The following is a 13,076-nucleotide window of genomic DNA, read 5'->3' as shown; positions in this document are numbered from 1 at the left end:
CATGGGCGAGATGAAGGTCGACTTCGTTGCGATGCAGACCGCGGCCGACAACCTGCTGAGAGTGCTCGGCACCATGGAGGCCGACATGGGCGACTGGTCCAGCAACCGGGCCGCCACGTTCGCCGACTGGCTCGACGACGTGGGCGAGTCGTTCAACGGCGGCACCCAGGCGATGGAGCAGGTGGCCGAGGCCCACCGCACGATGGGCATGATGACGAAGAAGGCGCTGGAGGAGGCCCTGGCCCACTACGTGGGCGCGAAGGTGGCGGCGGCCGCCCAGGTCGGCGCGGTCTGGGGGCGGTAGCCCGGACCGCCGGTGGCGGGGGAGCGGCGCCTGTTGCCGCTCCTCTGTCCCGGCCACTCGCCCGCACCGACGGTGTCGGCCGAGCTCCAGCGGGCCGTCCGAGAGCGCACTAATCCCCATCGATATGATGGGGATTAGTGCATTCTCGGGGGAGCGCCGAGCAGGAGCGCGACGCACGCTTCAGAACAGATTGACGGGTACGTCGACAGTGGCTGGTTGTTCGGGGAGGGGCGCCGCCCGGCGGGGTCGCCAGTTGCGCCGGGTCAGCAGGGCTCGGCCGGACACCAGCAGGAGACACACCGCGACCGCGACGATCGGGTACGCCGGGAAGCTTCTCGGTGAGGGCTTGGCCCGCAGCGGTGACACGGGTGGCGCGAGGGCGGCCGGCGCGCTGGTCAGGCCGTCAGTCACCGCCCGGTACGGGTTGACCAGGCCCGCCCCGTAGGCCCGGCTGCCCCGCCCGCCCGGCGCCGGAGTGGCCGTGGCCAGGATGCGGGCCGCCACCTGGGGGGCGGTCAGCTCGGGCCAGGCCGAGCGGACCAGGGCCGCGGTGGCCGTCACGAACGGGGCCGCGAAGCTGGTGCCCTGCAGATACTGGTGGCCGCCGGCCCGGGTGGCGGCGATCACCGCGCCGCCCGGTGCGACCAGGTCTACCTGCGGGCCGATCTGCGAGCCGGGCAGCCGCTGGCCGTTCTCGTCGACCGCGCCCACCCCGAGCACCCCGGGATAGGCCGCGGGGTACGACACCTCGGGGGTCAGGCCCTGCTGACCGTTGCCGGCCGCCGCCACCACGAGGACGTCCCGGGCCACGGCGTGGCGGATCGCGTCGCGGATGCGCGGGTTGTCGCCGGCCCCGGCCAGGGACAGGTTCATCACCGTGGCGCCGTGGTCGGCGGCGTACCAGATGCCGCGGGCGAGCACATTCGGGTCGATCATGCGGACGGCGCCCTCGTCGGTGAGGCCGCGGTCGCTCACCCGTACGGGCAGAATTGTCGCGCCCGGAGCGAGACCCGCGAAGCCCACGCCCGCCGCCGGCCGGGCCGCGACGATGCTGGCCACGGCCGTACCGTGGGAATCGCAGTCGAACGTGCCGGGCAGGTCGCCGGCCAGGTCGAAGTCCTGGCCGCGCAGCACCGCGCCGCGGGACCGCAGCTGGGGGTGGCCGGTGTCGACGCCGGAGTCCACCACCGCGACCGTCACACCGGCGCCGGTGCTGAACGGCCACACCGCGGCCGGGTCGAGCGTCCGCTGCGCCCACGGCTGAGCGGTGATCAGGGGACGGGCCGGCGGCGGATCCGAGCAGGCGCCGGCCGGCGGGACGGTCAGGGCGGCGGCCAGCAGAACAAATCCGATTCCCATCCTGGCATCGTGGCTTCCGGCCCCTGACCAGTGTCGATGCTGACCGGATGCGGTCACGGCGACTTTGCCACAGGTGTGCACAAACCCGCTCCCGCGCGCGTCTAGGGGATGTGTCTCACCCGAAGCACCGGCTCCGCAAGGCGATGGAGGACCACGAGTATCTCGCGCCCAACGCACTGACGGTCTACGACCGGGTCAACGTGCTGTCCCAGATCTACCGGCGCCGCCGGGTGATCATGCAGTCCGCGGGCAGTGCGGTGCTGGGTGCGGGGCTCCTGGTCGGCCTGGTGCAGATGCATGCGTTCATCCAGGGCGGGGCCAAGCCGCCGGTGGTCGGTGCCATGGTGTCCGACCCGCCGTCCACGCCGCCCCCGTCGCCCTCGCCTGCGGCTTCGGCCTCGCCGGAGGATTACGGCCGCTCCGAGCTCGACGCCTTCTTCAATGCCGGGTACGAGTGGGACGACGCGGTCAAGCTGGCCCGCCTGTGGAAGATCGAGGATCCGACCAACGCCAAGATCGAAGCCGGCCGCCGCCTCATCGCCGGCCAGCACCTCCCGCTCTAGCGTTCAGAACTCCAGCACGGCGCGGTAACGGGGCTTTCCCCGGCGTACATGATCAAGGGCCTCGTCGATCCGCTCGACCGGGAAGACCTCGGTGCGCGGGCGGATGCCGTGCCGGGCCGCGAAGCCGAGCATCTGGCGGGTCACCATGAGGGAGCCGACGACGCCGCCGGCCACGCTGCGTTCGGCCGGAAGCAGGTTGATCGGGTGGAAGCTGATCGGCTCGTCGACGATGCCGACCGAGCAGAGCACACCGCGGGGCCGGACGGTGGCCAGATAGCGGTCCCAGGGCAGGTTGGCCGAGACGGTCGACAGCACGAAGTCGAATGTGCTCGCCACCCGGTCGAGCCCGTCTCCGGCCGAGGTCACGAAGTCGTTGGCGCCCAGCTCGCGGGCGTCGGCCGCCTTGGCCTCGGTGGTCGAGACGGCGGTGACGTGGCAGCCCCACGCGGCGAGGAATTGGATCGCCAGGTGGCCGAGGCCGCCGACACCGACCACGGCGACCCGGTCGGTGGGCTTGACGTCGTGCCGCACCAGCGGGGCGAACACGGTGGTGCCGGCGCACAGCAGCGGACCGGCGTCGACCGAGGCGATCTCGTCCGGGATCACGTGCACGTGCCGCCAGTCGCCGGCCCGGACGGTACGGGCGAAGCCGCCGCCGGTCCCGCGCAGCACCGTGTCGTCCTTCTGCGGGCACATGCTCTGCCGGCCGCTCAGGCACCACTCGCACGCGAAGCACGAGCCGGCGATGGCGCCGACGCCGACGCGCTGCCCGACGTGCAGGTGCCCTGGCGGGACGGCGTCACCCAGCGCGCTCACCACGCCGACCGCCTCATGCCCGGCGACCAGGGGAAACGTCGAAATGCCGAACTCGTTGTCGATCATGCCGAGGTCGGTGTGGCAGATGCCGCAATGGGTCACGCGTACGTCCACCTCGAGCGGCCCGAGCGGCGGCTGCTCCACGTCGAGGGCGGTGACCGGGCCGCCGGCCTCGCGTACGGCGTACGTCGTCGTCATGGTGAGCCCTTCTTTCGAACTAACTGGTTCGTTCGAAAGTAGCAGCTGTCCGCGACGGGCGCGAATGGCCTGGTAGCTACGATCGGGGACATGCCCGCCCGCGATTCCGACGCCACCCGCCGCCGGCTGCTGGAATCGGCCACGGCCGAATTCGCGGCGTACGGGGTGGCCGGCGCCCGGGTCGACCGGATCGCCGCGACGGCCGGCGTCAACAAGGCCCGCCTGTACGACTACTACGGCGACAAGCTGCGCCTCTTCGACGCCGTGTTCCGCCACGAGGCCGACGCGGTGACCGACTCCAGCCCGTTCACGGCGCTCGATCTGCCCGCGTACGCGGTCCGCCTCCTCGACGTCCTCACCGAGCGTCCCGCCCTGGCCCGGCTGCTGACCTGGGCCCGCCTCGAACAGGTGACGAGCGATACCTTCGACACCGGGATGACCCTCGACGACGCCAAACTGGCCGCCGTCACCGAGGCCCAGCAGTCCGGCGCCGTCACCGCCGCCATCGCTGCCGAGGACATCCTCAAGCTGACCGTCTCCATGGCCTTGACCTGGTCAGCGGCGAGCCTGACCCACTACGGAGCCGAGGACACCGAAGCCGACCGGCAGCGCCACCGCGAGGCCCTGTCCCTGGCCGTGTCCCGGCTCCTGAACCCCTGAGGATCCGCCCGCCTCGGCGTCACCGGCCGAGCATCGCCTCCAGCTCGGGGTCGGGCAGCAACTCCCGCACCTCCTGCGCGCACCGGCAAGCCGCGGCCACCTTGGCCGCCCACGTCAGCGCCTCGTCCCGCGTGGCCACGTCGACCACCACGAAACCGCCGATGACCTCCTTGCTCTCCGGGTAAGGGCCATCGGTGACCAGCCCGTCCGTACCCACGACGCTGGCCCTCTGCCGCTCGAGCCCGGCCCCGTACACGAACACCCCGGCGTCCACCGCCTCCTGAAGCACCGCGTGCGCGGCCTGGCCCACCGCGCCCAGATCCGCCTCGCTGATGTGATCCATCCCGCCGTCATCGAACGAGATCAAGTACCGCGTCATCGTCTGGCTCCCTTGTCCCGGCGCCCGCGTCCAGCCGCCGCCTCACCCGTTCAACGAACGACTCACCCTGGATCCGACACCGTATGAGATCAAGATTCACAGGCGAGACCATGGTCAATGCCAACCAGCCCCTCGGCCGGTCAGCTCTCCCCGGGCAGCGTCACCCGGACCCGCAGGCCGTCGTTGCCGTTGGGCGCCGCGGTGATGGTGCCGTCGTGGGCGCGGGCGATGGAGCGGGCGATGGTGAGCCCGAGACCGGCGCCGCCGCCGTGATCGAGGCGGCTGCCGGAGCGGCGACGGAACGGTTCGAAGAGCGAGTCGACAGTGGCCGGCGGAATGTCGTCGCCGGTGTTGGCGACGGTCAGGGCGGGGTCGCCGGTCACCTGCACATCGATGGTGCCGCCGGGCCGGTTGTATTTCACGGCGTTCTGCAGCAGGTTGGCGATCATGCGTTCCAGCAGGACCTGTTCGCCGCTGACCAGTCGCGGGCTGAGCGTGCTGGTGATGACAAGGCCGGCGTCGGCGGCGCGGGCGCGGTGATCGTCGATGACCTGCTCGGCGATGATGTCGAGCCGCACCGGGGTCCGGGAGATCAGGCCCCGGTCGGTTTCGGCCAGGACGAGCAGACCCTCGATCAGTCGTTCGTTGCGCTCGTTGGCGTCCAGCAACTGGCCGGCCAGCAGGGCGAGCTGTTCGGGGGTACGCGCGGTGGCCAGCCCGACCTCGACCAGCACCCGCTGCACCGCGAGGGGGGTGCGCAGCTCGTGGGAGGCGTCGGCGGCGAACCGGCGCTGAGCCTCGTAGCCGGCCGCGACCCGGTCCATCATGGCGTCGAGGGCGCGGCTGACCCGGGCCAGCTCGTCCCGGCCGGGGCCCGGCCGCATCCGGTAGCCGAGGTTCTGCGGGCCGATCTTCTCGATCAACGGCGTCAGCTCGCGGAGCGGGCGCAGGCACCACCACAGGGCCGGACGGCAGACAGCCAGAAACGCGATCAGCACGACGACCAGCGCGATCCCGGGGCCGAAGCTGGGCCAGTGCCTGATGTAGGGGCACGGGAAGGTGGTGACCTCGACGTTCGGATACCCCGAAGCGCACCAGTCCAGACCGAGCTCCCACCACAGCTCGACCAGCCGGTCGGCGATCTTCGGCGCGAACTGGGCCACGACGAGCGCAGCCGCGCACAGCAGAAGCAGCCGTGGCCTCATACGCCGAGCCGACAGCCGGCCCCGACCACGGTGTGCGGCCCGTCCCACACCTGTTCCAGCAGCACCCGCACAGGCTGGCACAGCCCGGATAAAAGATCCATAAGGAGGTCGCCGACGCTCTCCGTACATTCATAAAGGAACTGTCGGTGCCGCTCTGACATCCGCCGTACGGCCGCCTTGATGTGCTGGCGCCATGCCGAAATCACCACTCGTTCTCGCCGCCCCGCTACTGATGGCCGTCCTGTTCCTGGGCGGATGTTCCGGCGGCGCCGACGCACCCGCCTCGACCGCGTCCCCCGATCCCGCGGTCGAGGCGGTCAGCAAGACGCGTGACTTCGCGAAGTGCATGCGCGAGGCGGGCGTGGACATGCCGGATCCCGACGCCGACGGCGCGGTCGTGGTGCCGCCGGCGCCGAAGGGGGCCGACGAGGAACAGGCGAAGATGCAGGCCGCCTCCGAGAAATGCAGCCCGCTGCTGCCGAACGGCGGCAAACCGGAAAAGCCCACGGCGGAGGAACTCGCGCGGATGAAGGCACTGGCGCAGTGCCTTCGGAAGAACGGCCTGCCGAACTGGCCCGACCCCGACCCCAACATCGGCGAGGTCCCCCTCAAGGAAACCGGGTACACCGCCGAGGAGGCCAACAAGGCCCTGGAGAACTGCGAGTCCCTGAACAAATGAGAAAGCGGATCGTGGTCGGCGTCCTCGCGGCGGTGACGGTCCTGGGTGGCGCGGGCGCGGCGGTGGCCGTCTCGCGCCGCCCCGCCACCCCGCCCGCGAAGCCGGCGCCGCCGGTCACCGCCGAGGTCAAGCGGGAGACGCTGACCAGCCGGACCACCGTCGCCGGCGATCTGGGATACGGCGAGAGCATTCCGATCCTCACGAAAGCCGGCGGCACCGTGACCTGGCTGCCCAGCATCGGCACGAAGGTCGCCCGCGGTGATGTCCTGCTGCGGGCCGACAACACCCCGGTGGTGCTGCTGTACGGTCTGCTGCCGCTCTACCGCGAGGTGCGGCCCGGCGTACGGGGCCCCGACGTCGCCCTGGTCGAGAGGAACCTGCGCGATCTGGGCTACGCGGGTTTCACCGTCGACGAGGAGTACACCGAGCTGACCGGGGCCGCCGTGCGCCGCTGGCAGCGGGACCTGGGCCGCGAGGAGACCGGGGTGGTGGACGCCTCCTGGGTGGTGGTGACCGACGGCGCGATCCGGGTCGCCGACCGCCGGGTACGGCTGGGCGCGCCCGCGACCGGCGAGGTGCTCGCCTACACCGGGGCCGGATCGGTGGTGACCGTGAACGTGAAGGCGGGCGCGGCCGGCTGGGCCCGGCCCGGGGTGAAGGTCAGCGTGACGCTCCCGGACGGCAAGGAGACCCCCGGCAGTATCGCGTCGGTCGGCGCCAAGTCCGAGCCGGGCGAATCGAGTGAGGAGCCGACCGTGCCGGTAACCGTGAAGCTGACGAACCCGAAGGCGGTCGGCAAGGTTCGCGAAGGTCCGGTCAAGGTCGCCTACGTCCGGGAGCAACGGCGGAACGTGCTCACGGTGCCGGTCGCGGCGCTGCTCGCACGGCCCGAATCCGGGTACGGCCTGGAGGTCGCACCCGACGGCCGGTTGGTGCCGGTCGACGTGGGGATGATCGCCGACGGCCGGGCCGAGATCAGCGGCGGCGACGTCGCCGAGGGCATGGCGGTGGGGATGCCGTCGTGATCGCCATGACGAATGTCCGCCGGGTCTATCCCGGTGGGGTCACCGCGCTGGACGGGGTGACGCTGAGGGTCGAGGCCGGTGAGATGCTGGCCGTGGTCGGACCGTCCGGTTCCGGCAAGTCGACGATGTTGCACCTGCTCGGGGCGCTGGACCGCCCGTCCACCGGCACCGTCCACATCGACGGCCACGACGTCGGCGCGCTGCCCGACCGGGCCCTGGCGACGCTGCGGGCGCGTACCGTCGGATTCGTCTTTCAGCAGTTCCACCTGGCGGCCGGAGTCTCCGCGCTGGACAACGTCGCCGACGGGCTGCTCTACACCGGGGTACGCCGCCGGGAGCGCCGGGCTCGCGCCGCCCAGGCGCTGAGCCGGGTCGGGCTCGCACACCGGGCCCGGCACCGGCCGCACGAGATGTCCGGCGGCGAGCGGCAACGCGTCGCGATCGCCCGGGCGGTGGTCGGCGACCCGCCACTGCTGCTGGCCGACGAGCCGACCGGCAACCTGGACACCGCCGCCGGGGCGGTCGTCATGGGCCTGCTGCACGAGCTGCACCGGGCCGGTACCACCATGATCGTGATCACCCACGACCGGGACATCGCGGCCGCCCTGCCTCGCCGGGCCGAGATCCGCGACGGCCGGCTGGTCGGTGGAGATCCGCGTCGGCCGGCTGGTCGGCCTGCTTCGCCGGGTGGAGATCCGCGTCGGCCGGCTGATCGGTCTGCTTCGCCGGGTGGAGATCCGCGTCGGCCGGCTTTGCCGGGTGGAGATCCGTGCGACCGGCTGGTCGCCGGATGAGCCGCCTGCGCCCCGCCCGGCTGGCCTTCAGTGATGTCCTCCGCCTTGGTGCGGCCGGCCTGCGGGCCCGGCCGCTGCGAATGGTGCTGTCCGCGGCCGGGATCGCGATCGGGATCGCCGCCATGCTCGCCGTCGTCGGCATCTCCGCGTCCAGCCGGGCCGGGCTCGACCAGGCCATCGCCGCGCTCGGCACCGACCTGCTCACCGCCGCACCCGGCCAGACCCTTACGGGCGACAAGGCGGTCCTGCCGCCCGAGTCCCTCGCCATGGTCGCCCGGATCGGCGGCATCCGGGAGGTCAGCGCGGTAGCCCGGCTGGACGCGAAGGTCTACCGCAACGACCACATCCCCGTCGGGGAGAGCAGCAGCATCGCCGTCTTCGCGGCCCGTCCCAACCTGCTCGGCAGCCTACAGGCGACCACCGCCCGCGGCCGCTGGCTCGACGCCTCGATGCCAGGGGCGCCCGCGGTCGTGCTCGGCTCCGCCGCGGCCGAGTGGCTCGGCATCAAGACCCCCGGCCCCCGGGTCTGGCTCGGCGGCCAGTGGTTCTCGGTCATCGGCATCCTCGCACCGGTTCCACTCGCACCCGAGGCGGACGCGGCCGCACTGATCGACTGGACGACCGCCGCGGATTTGCTCGCCTTCGACGGCCGTCCCACCACCCTCTACACCAGATCCGACGAAACGGCCGTCGAGCGCGTGCAACAGCTTCTGGCCCCGACCGTCAGTCCTGCCGCGCCACACGAGGTCAAGGTCTCCCGGCCCTCCGACGCGCTGACCGCGGCCCGCGCGGCCGACGCCACACTCGACGGCCTGTTGCTCGGCCTGGGCGCGGTGGCCCTGCTGGTCGGCGGCGTAGGTGTCGCCAACACCATGGTGATCTCGGTCCTGGAACGCCGCGGCGAGATCGGCCTGCGGCGCGCGCTCGGCGCCACCCGGCCGCACGTGGGCCAGCAGTTCCTGACCGAGTCGCTGCTCCTCTCCGCCCTCGGCGGCAGCACCGGCACGGCGGCGGGAAGCTTGGTCACCGCCGGCTGGGCGTGGTGGCGAGACTGGCCGGTGGCGATCCCGATCTGGGCCCTCGGCGGCGGTTTCGCGGCCACGATCGGGGTCGGAGTGGTCGCCGGGCTGTATCCCGCGATCCGCGCCGCCCGGCTGAGCCCGACCGAGGCACTGGCCGGCTAGAGCCTGATCGAGCGGTCCTCTGGCATCAGCGAAGGTTGGCCATCAGGTGCCGTTGTACCGGTTCGTGAAGAGGGGTGGGCACCAGGTCGACGAGGGCATCACGGTCGCACCACGCGACCTCGGCCAGTTCCTCGGAATCCGCGACGTAGGCCGTCCCGGCAACGACTTCGCAGGCGAAGTAGTACATGGTCCGGCCGGTGTCGGGATGAACGCGCCGGCCGAGGTCGCCCGTCACCTGCACCTTCAGCCCGGTCTCCTCGAAGGCCTCCTGGACCGCGCGCCCGGCCGGTGCTTCTCCTGCCTCGACTTCGCCGGCCGGGAACTGCCACGAGAGCCGGCCTTCGCTCACCCTGCGACGGGCCAGAAGAACCTTGCCGCCACGAACGATGACTGCGGCCGCGACGGCAGGTCGGTTTTCGTCGGTCATCACACGACTATAGTCGCACGACTATCCCTTGGTGTCCTGGCCCACGCGGCACGGACTCCACCTCATACCCCTGCCCGCTGCCCGCGTCGCGACGACGTGCGGGCGCACGTTCCCGGTGGCACCTGCTTCCGGCCAAGCCCAGCGGGCCCGGGGAAGCGGGTGCGCTCGGGCAGAAACCGGAAAATCTCATCTCCTCGTGAACCGGGACGGTGGTTCGGAACGTCGGGGAGGTACCAGCCAAAGCCCCTAGGAACTTTGTGAGGAGAGCCGTCAGCATGTCCGACGTACCCATTGCTTGGTTCACCGCTGAGGTCGCCGCGGAAAATCTCATCACAGGGGCGAGCGGCACCACGGCCAGTGCGACCCTCGAGCACCGGTCGACCCATGACGTCCTCAGCCTGACCTGGCTGTTCGCCCACCCGGAGCGGCTGTCGGCCGATCTTTCCCTCACCTCGGTCCGCCGGACCGGACGCTACCTGCAGGTGGAGCGGCTCTGGTGGATCTGGTGCAAGACCGAGCTCAGCCAGGCCCCAGCGACGATCAGCCGGGAGGATCTGGCGTTCGCGCTCGGCGCTTGGAGCCGGCTGACCGACACCGATGCGATCCGCGGCGCGAACCTTTACGGGCTGGCCGCCGGGTCGAAACCCTTGCGGACCCGCCTCATTGGTTTGCACCGGGCGCGGCAGGCAGTCGACGCGTTCTGCCGGCGACACGCCTGACGGTCCGCGCGCCGTCGGCTGGTCGTCAGAGCTTCGACTGGCGGTAGCTCTTCGTGCCCCAGGTGGTGTGCACTTGATCAGAAACTTGTCGAGTGCCCCCGCGGGACCCGGCCATCACGCCGCCCACCAGCCCGGTGCGGCGCCACAGGATCAGCGAGACAGCGACGCCACGCTGCTCCGCCAGCAGCACGTCGGCCGGGATGACCGGCCAGACCATCGCCGCCGACGGCGGCGGATGTCCCGCTGACGCGGTCCGGCCGGGCAATCCGCGAATGGGCGATGAACCACGGTGCGCCGCATCTCGTCCTAGAGGTCGTCGCAGGATCCCGAAGACAGGAGTGGTCATGAAGATGGCTTGGCGCAGTCGGATGATTGCCGCGCTGGTCGGCGTCGTCGTGGGCATGGCGACGGGTGGTGTCGCCCACGCCGGCGAAGTGGGTGTGCAGATCGACTCCGGAGGCGCGGGCGGGAACGGGTTCCTGCCCGACTCGTACGTGACCGGCGGCGCGACCGACACCAACCGCACCGGAGGCAACGGCCTGCCAAACTGGAGCCGGACCGTGGCCCACCCGATTCCGCAGGAACAATGGAACACGTTCCGGTTCCTCGAGTCCTCCTACCGCGTCCCGGGGCTGACGCCGGGCGCGAGCTACGAGGTACGGCTGTACTTCGACGACTGGTACTGGAGCAAGGTCGGGCAGCGGGCGTTCGACGTCGCGGTCAACGGCACCGTGGTGCTGAACGACTTCGACATCATCCAGACCGTTGTAACGGCCGGGGGCGACGGCCGCAACCTGGGTGTGGAGAAGGACTTCACGGTGACCGCCGGCAGTGACGGGACCATCGCCGTTGACCTGATCCGGGGGCCGGTGGATCAGCCACTGATCAACGCGATCGCCGTGGTTCCGGTCGGCTGACCGCTGGGCTGGTCGCCCGGGCCCAGGCGATATCCAGATCGGTCCGGGCGACCGGCGCAGCCCGATGGATGGCGTGCCGCGCCTGCCGTCCCGGATTGCGGCAGCAGGTACATCGGCACCGCCGCCACCGCTACTAGATTGGCTGGAAGCGCAACCGCTAGGGCGCGAGGGCCCGATGCGGTACGAGAAGGGCGAGTCGGCCGCCGCGGCCGCCGATTCGCCCTTCCCCGCTGCGCGGTGTATCCGTCAACTGGCAGGCCCAGAACCTGCGCCGGCGGAGCGGGTTCACCGGAACCCGGCCGCCGCGACGCCTGGCACAGTGACGCCGGGCGTCGCCGCTGGATCGTCACCGTGACGTCCGGCGCCGCCGCGGAATGGGCTACGGCGGCGCCGGCGCCGGATCGGTCACGACGGCTGCCGTGGCCGGCGAGACGTCACACGATCTCGACCAACCTCGCTGGACAGTGCACCTAGCCGTGGCCGCACACTAGACTGAACGCGCAGCTCGCGACCACGCATCCTTGCTTAGTCATCGCCGCATTGATCTGGCTTTGAGGATTCGGCAGAGCGGCCTAAAAACGACTAGCCCAGCCAGCTTGAGCCGTTCCCCGAGTCTCCGGAACCCTGAAAGAAGTTACCCCCTCCGGTTTCGCTCGCTGATGCAATGTTGGTACCCGCCAGCAGCGCGGCGACAGCGGTCACCAACACCGCAATGACGATGCCGATTGTCTTGCGCTTACCTCGTCGCACCTCTTCACCTTCCGTTCGGCCGAACGACATCTGCGGTCTGACACGGTCCCCCGCTCCTCCACTTCATTACGGTCCACGGAAGACCGCAGTTCAATGAAGGACCTCAGGATGTCTGGGCTCATGGAAATGCTTACGCTCGTTGACTGACCGATCACGAACTGTTGAAGCCGACCGCGGCGGGTCGTGTCTCGTGGATCAGCCGCGGCGGCGGATGGTCCGATCTGTATCGGACCCGGTGCGCCGCCGCCAGCCACGACGGATCGCCGTTCATGGCCGTTGAGCGTGGAGACATCCAAAGGTGATCACCCAGGCCGCCTCCTCGGCGGTCGGAGGTGGTCGGTCGACGAGCCGGCGGCCAGGAGGACGCGGACCTGCTCCTCGATCTGCCAGCCACCGCTGCCGGGCTGCCCGCCCCGATATTGCTCTCCCAGCCTGGCCGCCGCGCTCGCCGTCGTCGCGGCCATCACCGCCGCCCAACTGGTCCCGACCACCTGGCTCAGCCCCCAAGGACTCGCCCACCCGCCCTCGACCGGGATGGTGCTACGCCGCTCCTACTTCGCCGCCGCCGGCCGCGGGCTCGCCATCGCCGGGCTCTGGGGCATCGCCGCCGCCGTCGTCGTCGTCGATTTCCAAGACCCCGCCTACCTGCGCTGGACGCTCACGCCGCCGCCCCCATCGCGCTCAGCGCCCTGATCATCGCGGCAGTGCCCCCACGCATCCCCGCCGACCGGCTCACCACCTGGCTACCCCACATGAGCCCGCCGATCGCAACCTTCAACCTGTCCCGCCTGCTCAGCGAAAGGCAATAGCCCTCCTGCTGCGTCGAGTGTCGGCGTACCGCTTCGAGTGCAAAACTGCGCACGCCGCCATCGAGTCGAGAGCAGCTATCGACATCTGCGAGTGCAGCTGCGGGCTCGCGGTCGAGCTGGCTTTAGCAACGGCCGACAGTCAGTCAAGTTGGCCGTCCCGCGGCGTCCGGATCTGCCGATGTGAGCGCGCGCAAAAATGCCTGTGCGCGCCTACCGTGGACCTATCGGGATGGTCCAGCAACCCAGTTATTCCCCTACCTGAGAATGCCGGTGTGGCCGAGGGAATAG

General features: G+C 70.9%; 15 protein-coding genes and 1 pseudogene. 10 read left to right on the top strand and 6 right to left on the bottom strand.

Translation table 11 applies throughout. From position 1 onward, the window contains the following. Positions 1-10 precede the first annotated feature (10 nt). Positions 11-304, top strand: a complete 294-nt coding sequence (locus ACGFIO_RS30420; RefSeq protein WP_392831116.1) for a hypothetical protein — start codon at positions 11-13, stop codon at positions 302-304. Between the two features lie 180 nt (positions 305-484). On the opposite strand, the gene mycP is transcribed toward ACGFIO_RS30420, so the two are convergent. Further along, positions 485-1,663 (bottom strand): type VII secretion-associated serine protease mycosin, encoded by a 1,179-nt coding sequence (gene mycP, locus ACGFIO_RS30415; RefSeq protein ID WP_392831113.1) that lies wholly within the window; start codon positions 1,661-1,663, stop codon positions 485-487. A 110-nt stretch (positions 1,664-1,773) separates the two neighbouring features. Here mycP and ACGFIO_RS30410 point away from each other — a divergent pair, with 110 nt between their 5' ends. Then, positions 1,774-2,226 carry a hypothetical protein gene (locus ACGFIO_RS30410; protein WP_392831110.1) on the top strand — a complete coding sequence of 151 codons (453 nt, stop codon included), beginning with the start codon at positions 1,774-1,776 and terminating at the stop codon, positions 2,224-2,226. Between the two features lie 3 nt (positions 2,227-2,229). Here the strand turns inward: ACGFIO_RS30410 and ACGFIO_RS30405 are convergent, their stop codons facing one another. Further along, a complete protein-coding gene (locus ACGFIO_RS30405) occupies positions 2,230-3,240 on the bottom strand; it encodes an NAD(P)-dependent alcohol dehydrogenase (RefSeq protein WP_392831108.1) in 1,011 nt (336 codons plus the stop codon). 90 nt (positions 3,241-3,330) lie between these two features. Between ACGFIO_RS30405 and ACGFIO_RS30400 the strand changes: the two genes are divergently transcribed. After that, entirely contained in the window at positions 3,331-3,900 is a 570-nt protein-coding gene (locus ACGFIO_RS30400) for a TetR/AcrR family transcriptional regulator (RefSeq protein ID WP_392831105.1), read from the top strand. Between the two features lie 19 nt (positions 3,901-3,919). Here the strand turns inward: ACGFIO_RS30400 and ACGFIO_RS30395 are convergent, their stop codons facing one another. Beyond that, complete coding sequence (locus ACGFIO_RS30395) at positions 3,920-4,279, bottom strand: YciI family protein (protein WP_392831103.1); 360 nt, start codon at positions 4,277-4,279, stop codon at positions 3,920-3,922. 140 nt (positions 4,280-4,419) lie between these two features. Then, positions 4,420-5,484 carry a sensor histidine kinase gene (locus tag ACGFIO_RS30390; protein ID WP_392831100.1) on the bottom strand — a complete coding sequence of 355 codons (1,065 nt, stop codon included), beginning with the start codon at positions 5,482-5,484 and terminating at the stop codon, positions 4,420-4,422. A 193-nt stretch (positions 5,485-5,677) separates the two neighbouring features. Between ACGFIO_RS30390 and ACGFIO_RS30385 the strand changes: the two genes are divergently transcribed. The 4 genes and pseudogenes from ACGFIO_RS30385 to ACGFIO_RS30370 all read left to right on the top strand — a co-directional run bounded on the left by ACGFIO_RS30385 (position 5,678) and on the right by ACGFIO_RS30370 (position 9,166). Continuing rightward, complete coding sequence (locus tag ACGFIO_RS30385; RefSeq protein ID WP_392831097.1) at positions 5,678-6,163, top strand: hypothetical protein; 486 nt, start codon at positions 5,678-5,680, stop codon at positions 6,161-6,163. After that, positions 6,160-7,188 (top strand): peptidoglycan-binding protein, encoded by a 1,029-nt coding sequence (locus ACGFIO_RS30380; protein WP_392831095.1) that lies wholly within the window; start codon positions 6,160-6,162, stop codon positions 7,186-7,188. Before ACGFIO_RS30385 ends, ACGFIO_RS30380 begins: the two co-directional genes overlap by 4 nt. Further along, positions 7,185-7,832: pseudogene (locus tag ACGFIO_RS30375) on the top strand (ABC transporter ATP-binding protein); the annotation flags it as partial. The gene ACGFIO_RS30380 and the pseudogene ACGFIO_RS30375, both read left to right, overlap by 4 nt. Before the next feature lie 146 nt (positions 7,833-7,978). After that, positions 7,979-9,166, top strand: a complete 1,188-nt coding sequence (locus ACGFIO_RS30370) for an ABC transporter permease (protein WP_392831092.1) — start codon at positions 7,979-7,981, stop codon at positions 9,164-9,166. Positions 9,167-9,191: 25 nt separating this feature from the next. Here the strand turns inward: ACGFIO_RS30370 and ACGFIO_RS30365 are convergent, their stop codons facing one another. After that, a complete protein-coding gene (locus ACGFIO_RS30365; RefSeq protein WP_392831089.1) occupies positions 9,192-9,593 on the bottom strand; it encodes an NUDIX hydrolase in 402 nt (133 codons plus the stop codon). Between the two features lie 275 nt (positions 9,594-9,868). Here ACGFIO_RS30365 and ACGFIO_RS30360 point away from each other — a divergent pair, with 275 nt between their 5' ends. Beyond that, positions 9,869-10,312: a hypothetical protein gene (locus ACGFIO_RS30360; protein WP_392831086.1), complete on the top strand. Its 444-nt coding sequence runs from the start codon at positions 9,869-9,871 to the stop codon at positions 10,310-10,312. A 25-nt stretch (positions 10,313-10,337) separates the two neighbouring features. Here ACGFIO_RS30360 and ACGFIO_RS30355 read toward each other — a convergent pair whose 3' ends face one another. Beyond that, positions 10,338-10,529 (bottom strand): hypothetical protein, encoded by a 192-nt coding sequence (locus ACGFIO_RS30355; protein WP_392831083.1) that lies wholly within the window; start codon positions 10,527-10,529, stop codon positions 10,338-10,340. A 127-nt stretch (positions 10,530-10,656) separates the two neighbouring features. On the opposite strand from ACGFIO_RS30355, the gene ACGFIO_RS30350 reads away from it, so the two are divergent. Both ACGFIO_RS30350 and ACGFIO_RS30345 read left to right on the top strand, forming a co-directional pair. Continuing rightward, a complete protein-coding gene (locus ACGFIO_RS30350) occupies positions 10,657-11,229 on the top strand; it encodes a malectin domain-containing carbohydrate-binding protein (RefSeq protein WP_392831080.1) in 573 nt (190 codons plus the stop codon). A 1,032-nt stretch (positions 11,230-12,261) separates the two neighbouring features. Beyond that, positions 12,262-12,672, top strand: a complete 411-nt coding sequence (locus tag ACGFIO_RS30345) for a hypothetical protein (RefSeq protein WP_392831078.1) — start codon at positions 12,262-12,264, stop codon at positions 12,670-12,672. Positions 12,673-13,076 lie beyond the last annotated feature (404 nt).

This window comes from Actinoplanes sp. NPDC049265 (genome assembly GCF_043197135.1).
Classification (GTDB): Bacteria; Actinomycetota; Actinomycetes; order Mycobacteriales; family Micromonosporaceae; genus Actinoplanes.
The sequence above is the reverse complement of the archived record's forward strand: the minus strand, read 5'-3'. Positions and strand labels throughout refer to the sequence as shown.

Coding starts and splice junctions, on each gene's coding strand:
- ACGFIO_RS30420 (WP_392831116.1), top strand. CDS start 11: ATGAAGGTCGACTTCGTTGCGATGCAGACCGCGGCCGACAACCTGCTG.
- mycP (WP_392831113.1), bottom strand. CDS start 1,663: ATGGGAATCGGATTTGTTCTGCTGGCCGCCGCCCTGACCGTCCCGCCG.
- ACGFIO_RS30405 (WP_392831108.1), bottom strand. CDS start 3,240: ATGACGACGACGTACGCCGTACGCGAGGCCGGCGGCCCGGTCACCGCC.
- ACGFIO_RS30400 (WP_392831105.1), top strand. CDS start 3,331: ATGCCCGCCCGCGATTCCGACGCCACCCGCCGCCGGCTGCTGGAATCG.
- ACGFIO_RS30395 (WP_392831103.1), bottom strand. CDS start 4,279: ATGACGCGGTACTTGATCTCGTTCGATGACGGCGGGATGGATCACATC.
- ACGFIO_RS30390 (WP_392831100.1), bottom strand. CDS start 5,484: ATGAGGCCACGGCTGCTTCTGCTGTGCGCGGCTGCGCTCGTCGTGGCC.
- ACGFIO_RS30385 (WP_392831097.1), top strand. CDS start 5,678: ATGCCGAAATCACCACTCGTTCTCGCCGCCCCGCTACTGATGGCCGTC.
- ACGFIO_RS30380 (WP_392831095.1), top strand. CDS start 6,160: ATGAGAAAGCGGATCGTGGTCGGCGTCCTCGCGGCGGTGACGGTCCTG.
- ACGFIO_RS30370 (WP_392831092.1), top strand. CDS start 7,979: ATGAGCCGCCTGCGCCCCGCCCGGCTGGCCTTCAGTGATGTCCTCCGC.
- ACGFIO_RS30365 (WP_392831089.1), bottom strand. CDS start 9,593: ATGACCGACGAAAACCGACCTGCCGTCGCGGCCGCAGTCATCGTTCGT.
- ACGFIO_RS30360 (WP_392831086.1), top strand. CDS start 9,869: ATGTCCGACGTACCCATTGCTTGGTTCACCGCTGAGGTCGCCGCGGAA.
- ACGFIO_RS30355 (WP_392831083.1), bottom strand. CDS start 10,529: ATGGTCTGGCCGGTCATCCCGGCCGACGTGCTGCTGGCGGAGCAGCGT.
- ACGFIO_RS30350 (WP_392831080.1), top strand. CDS start 10,657: ATGAAGATGGCTTGGCGCAGTCGGATGATTGCCGCGCTGGTCGGCGTC.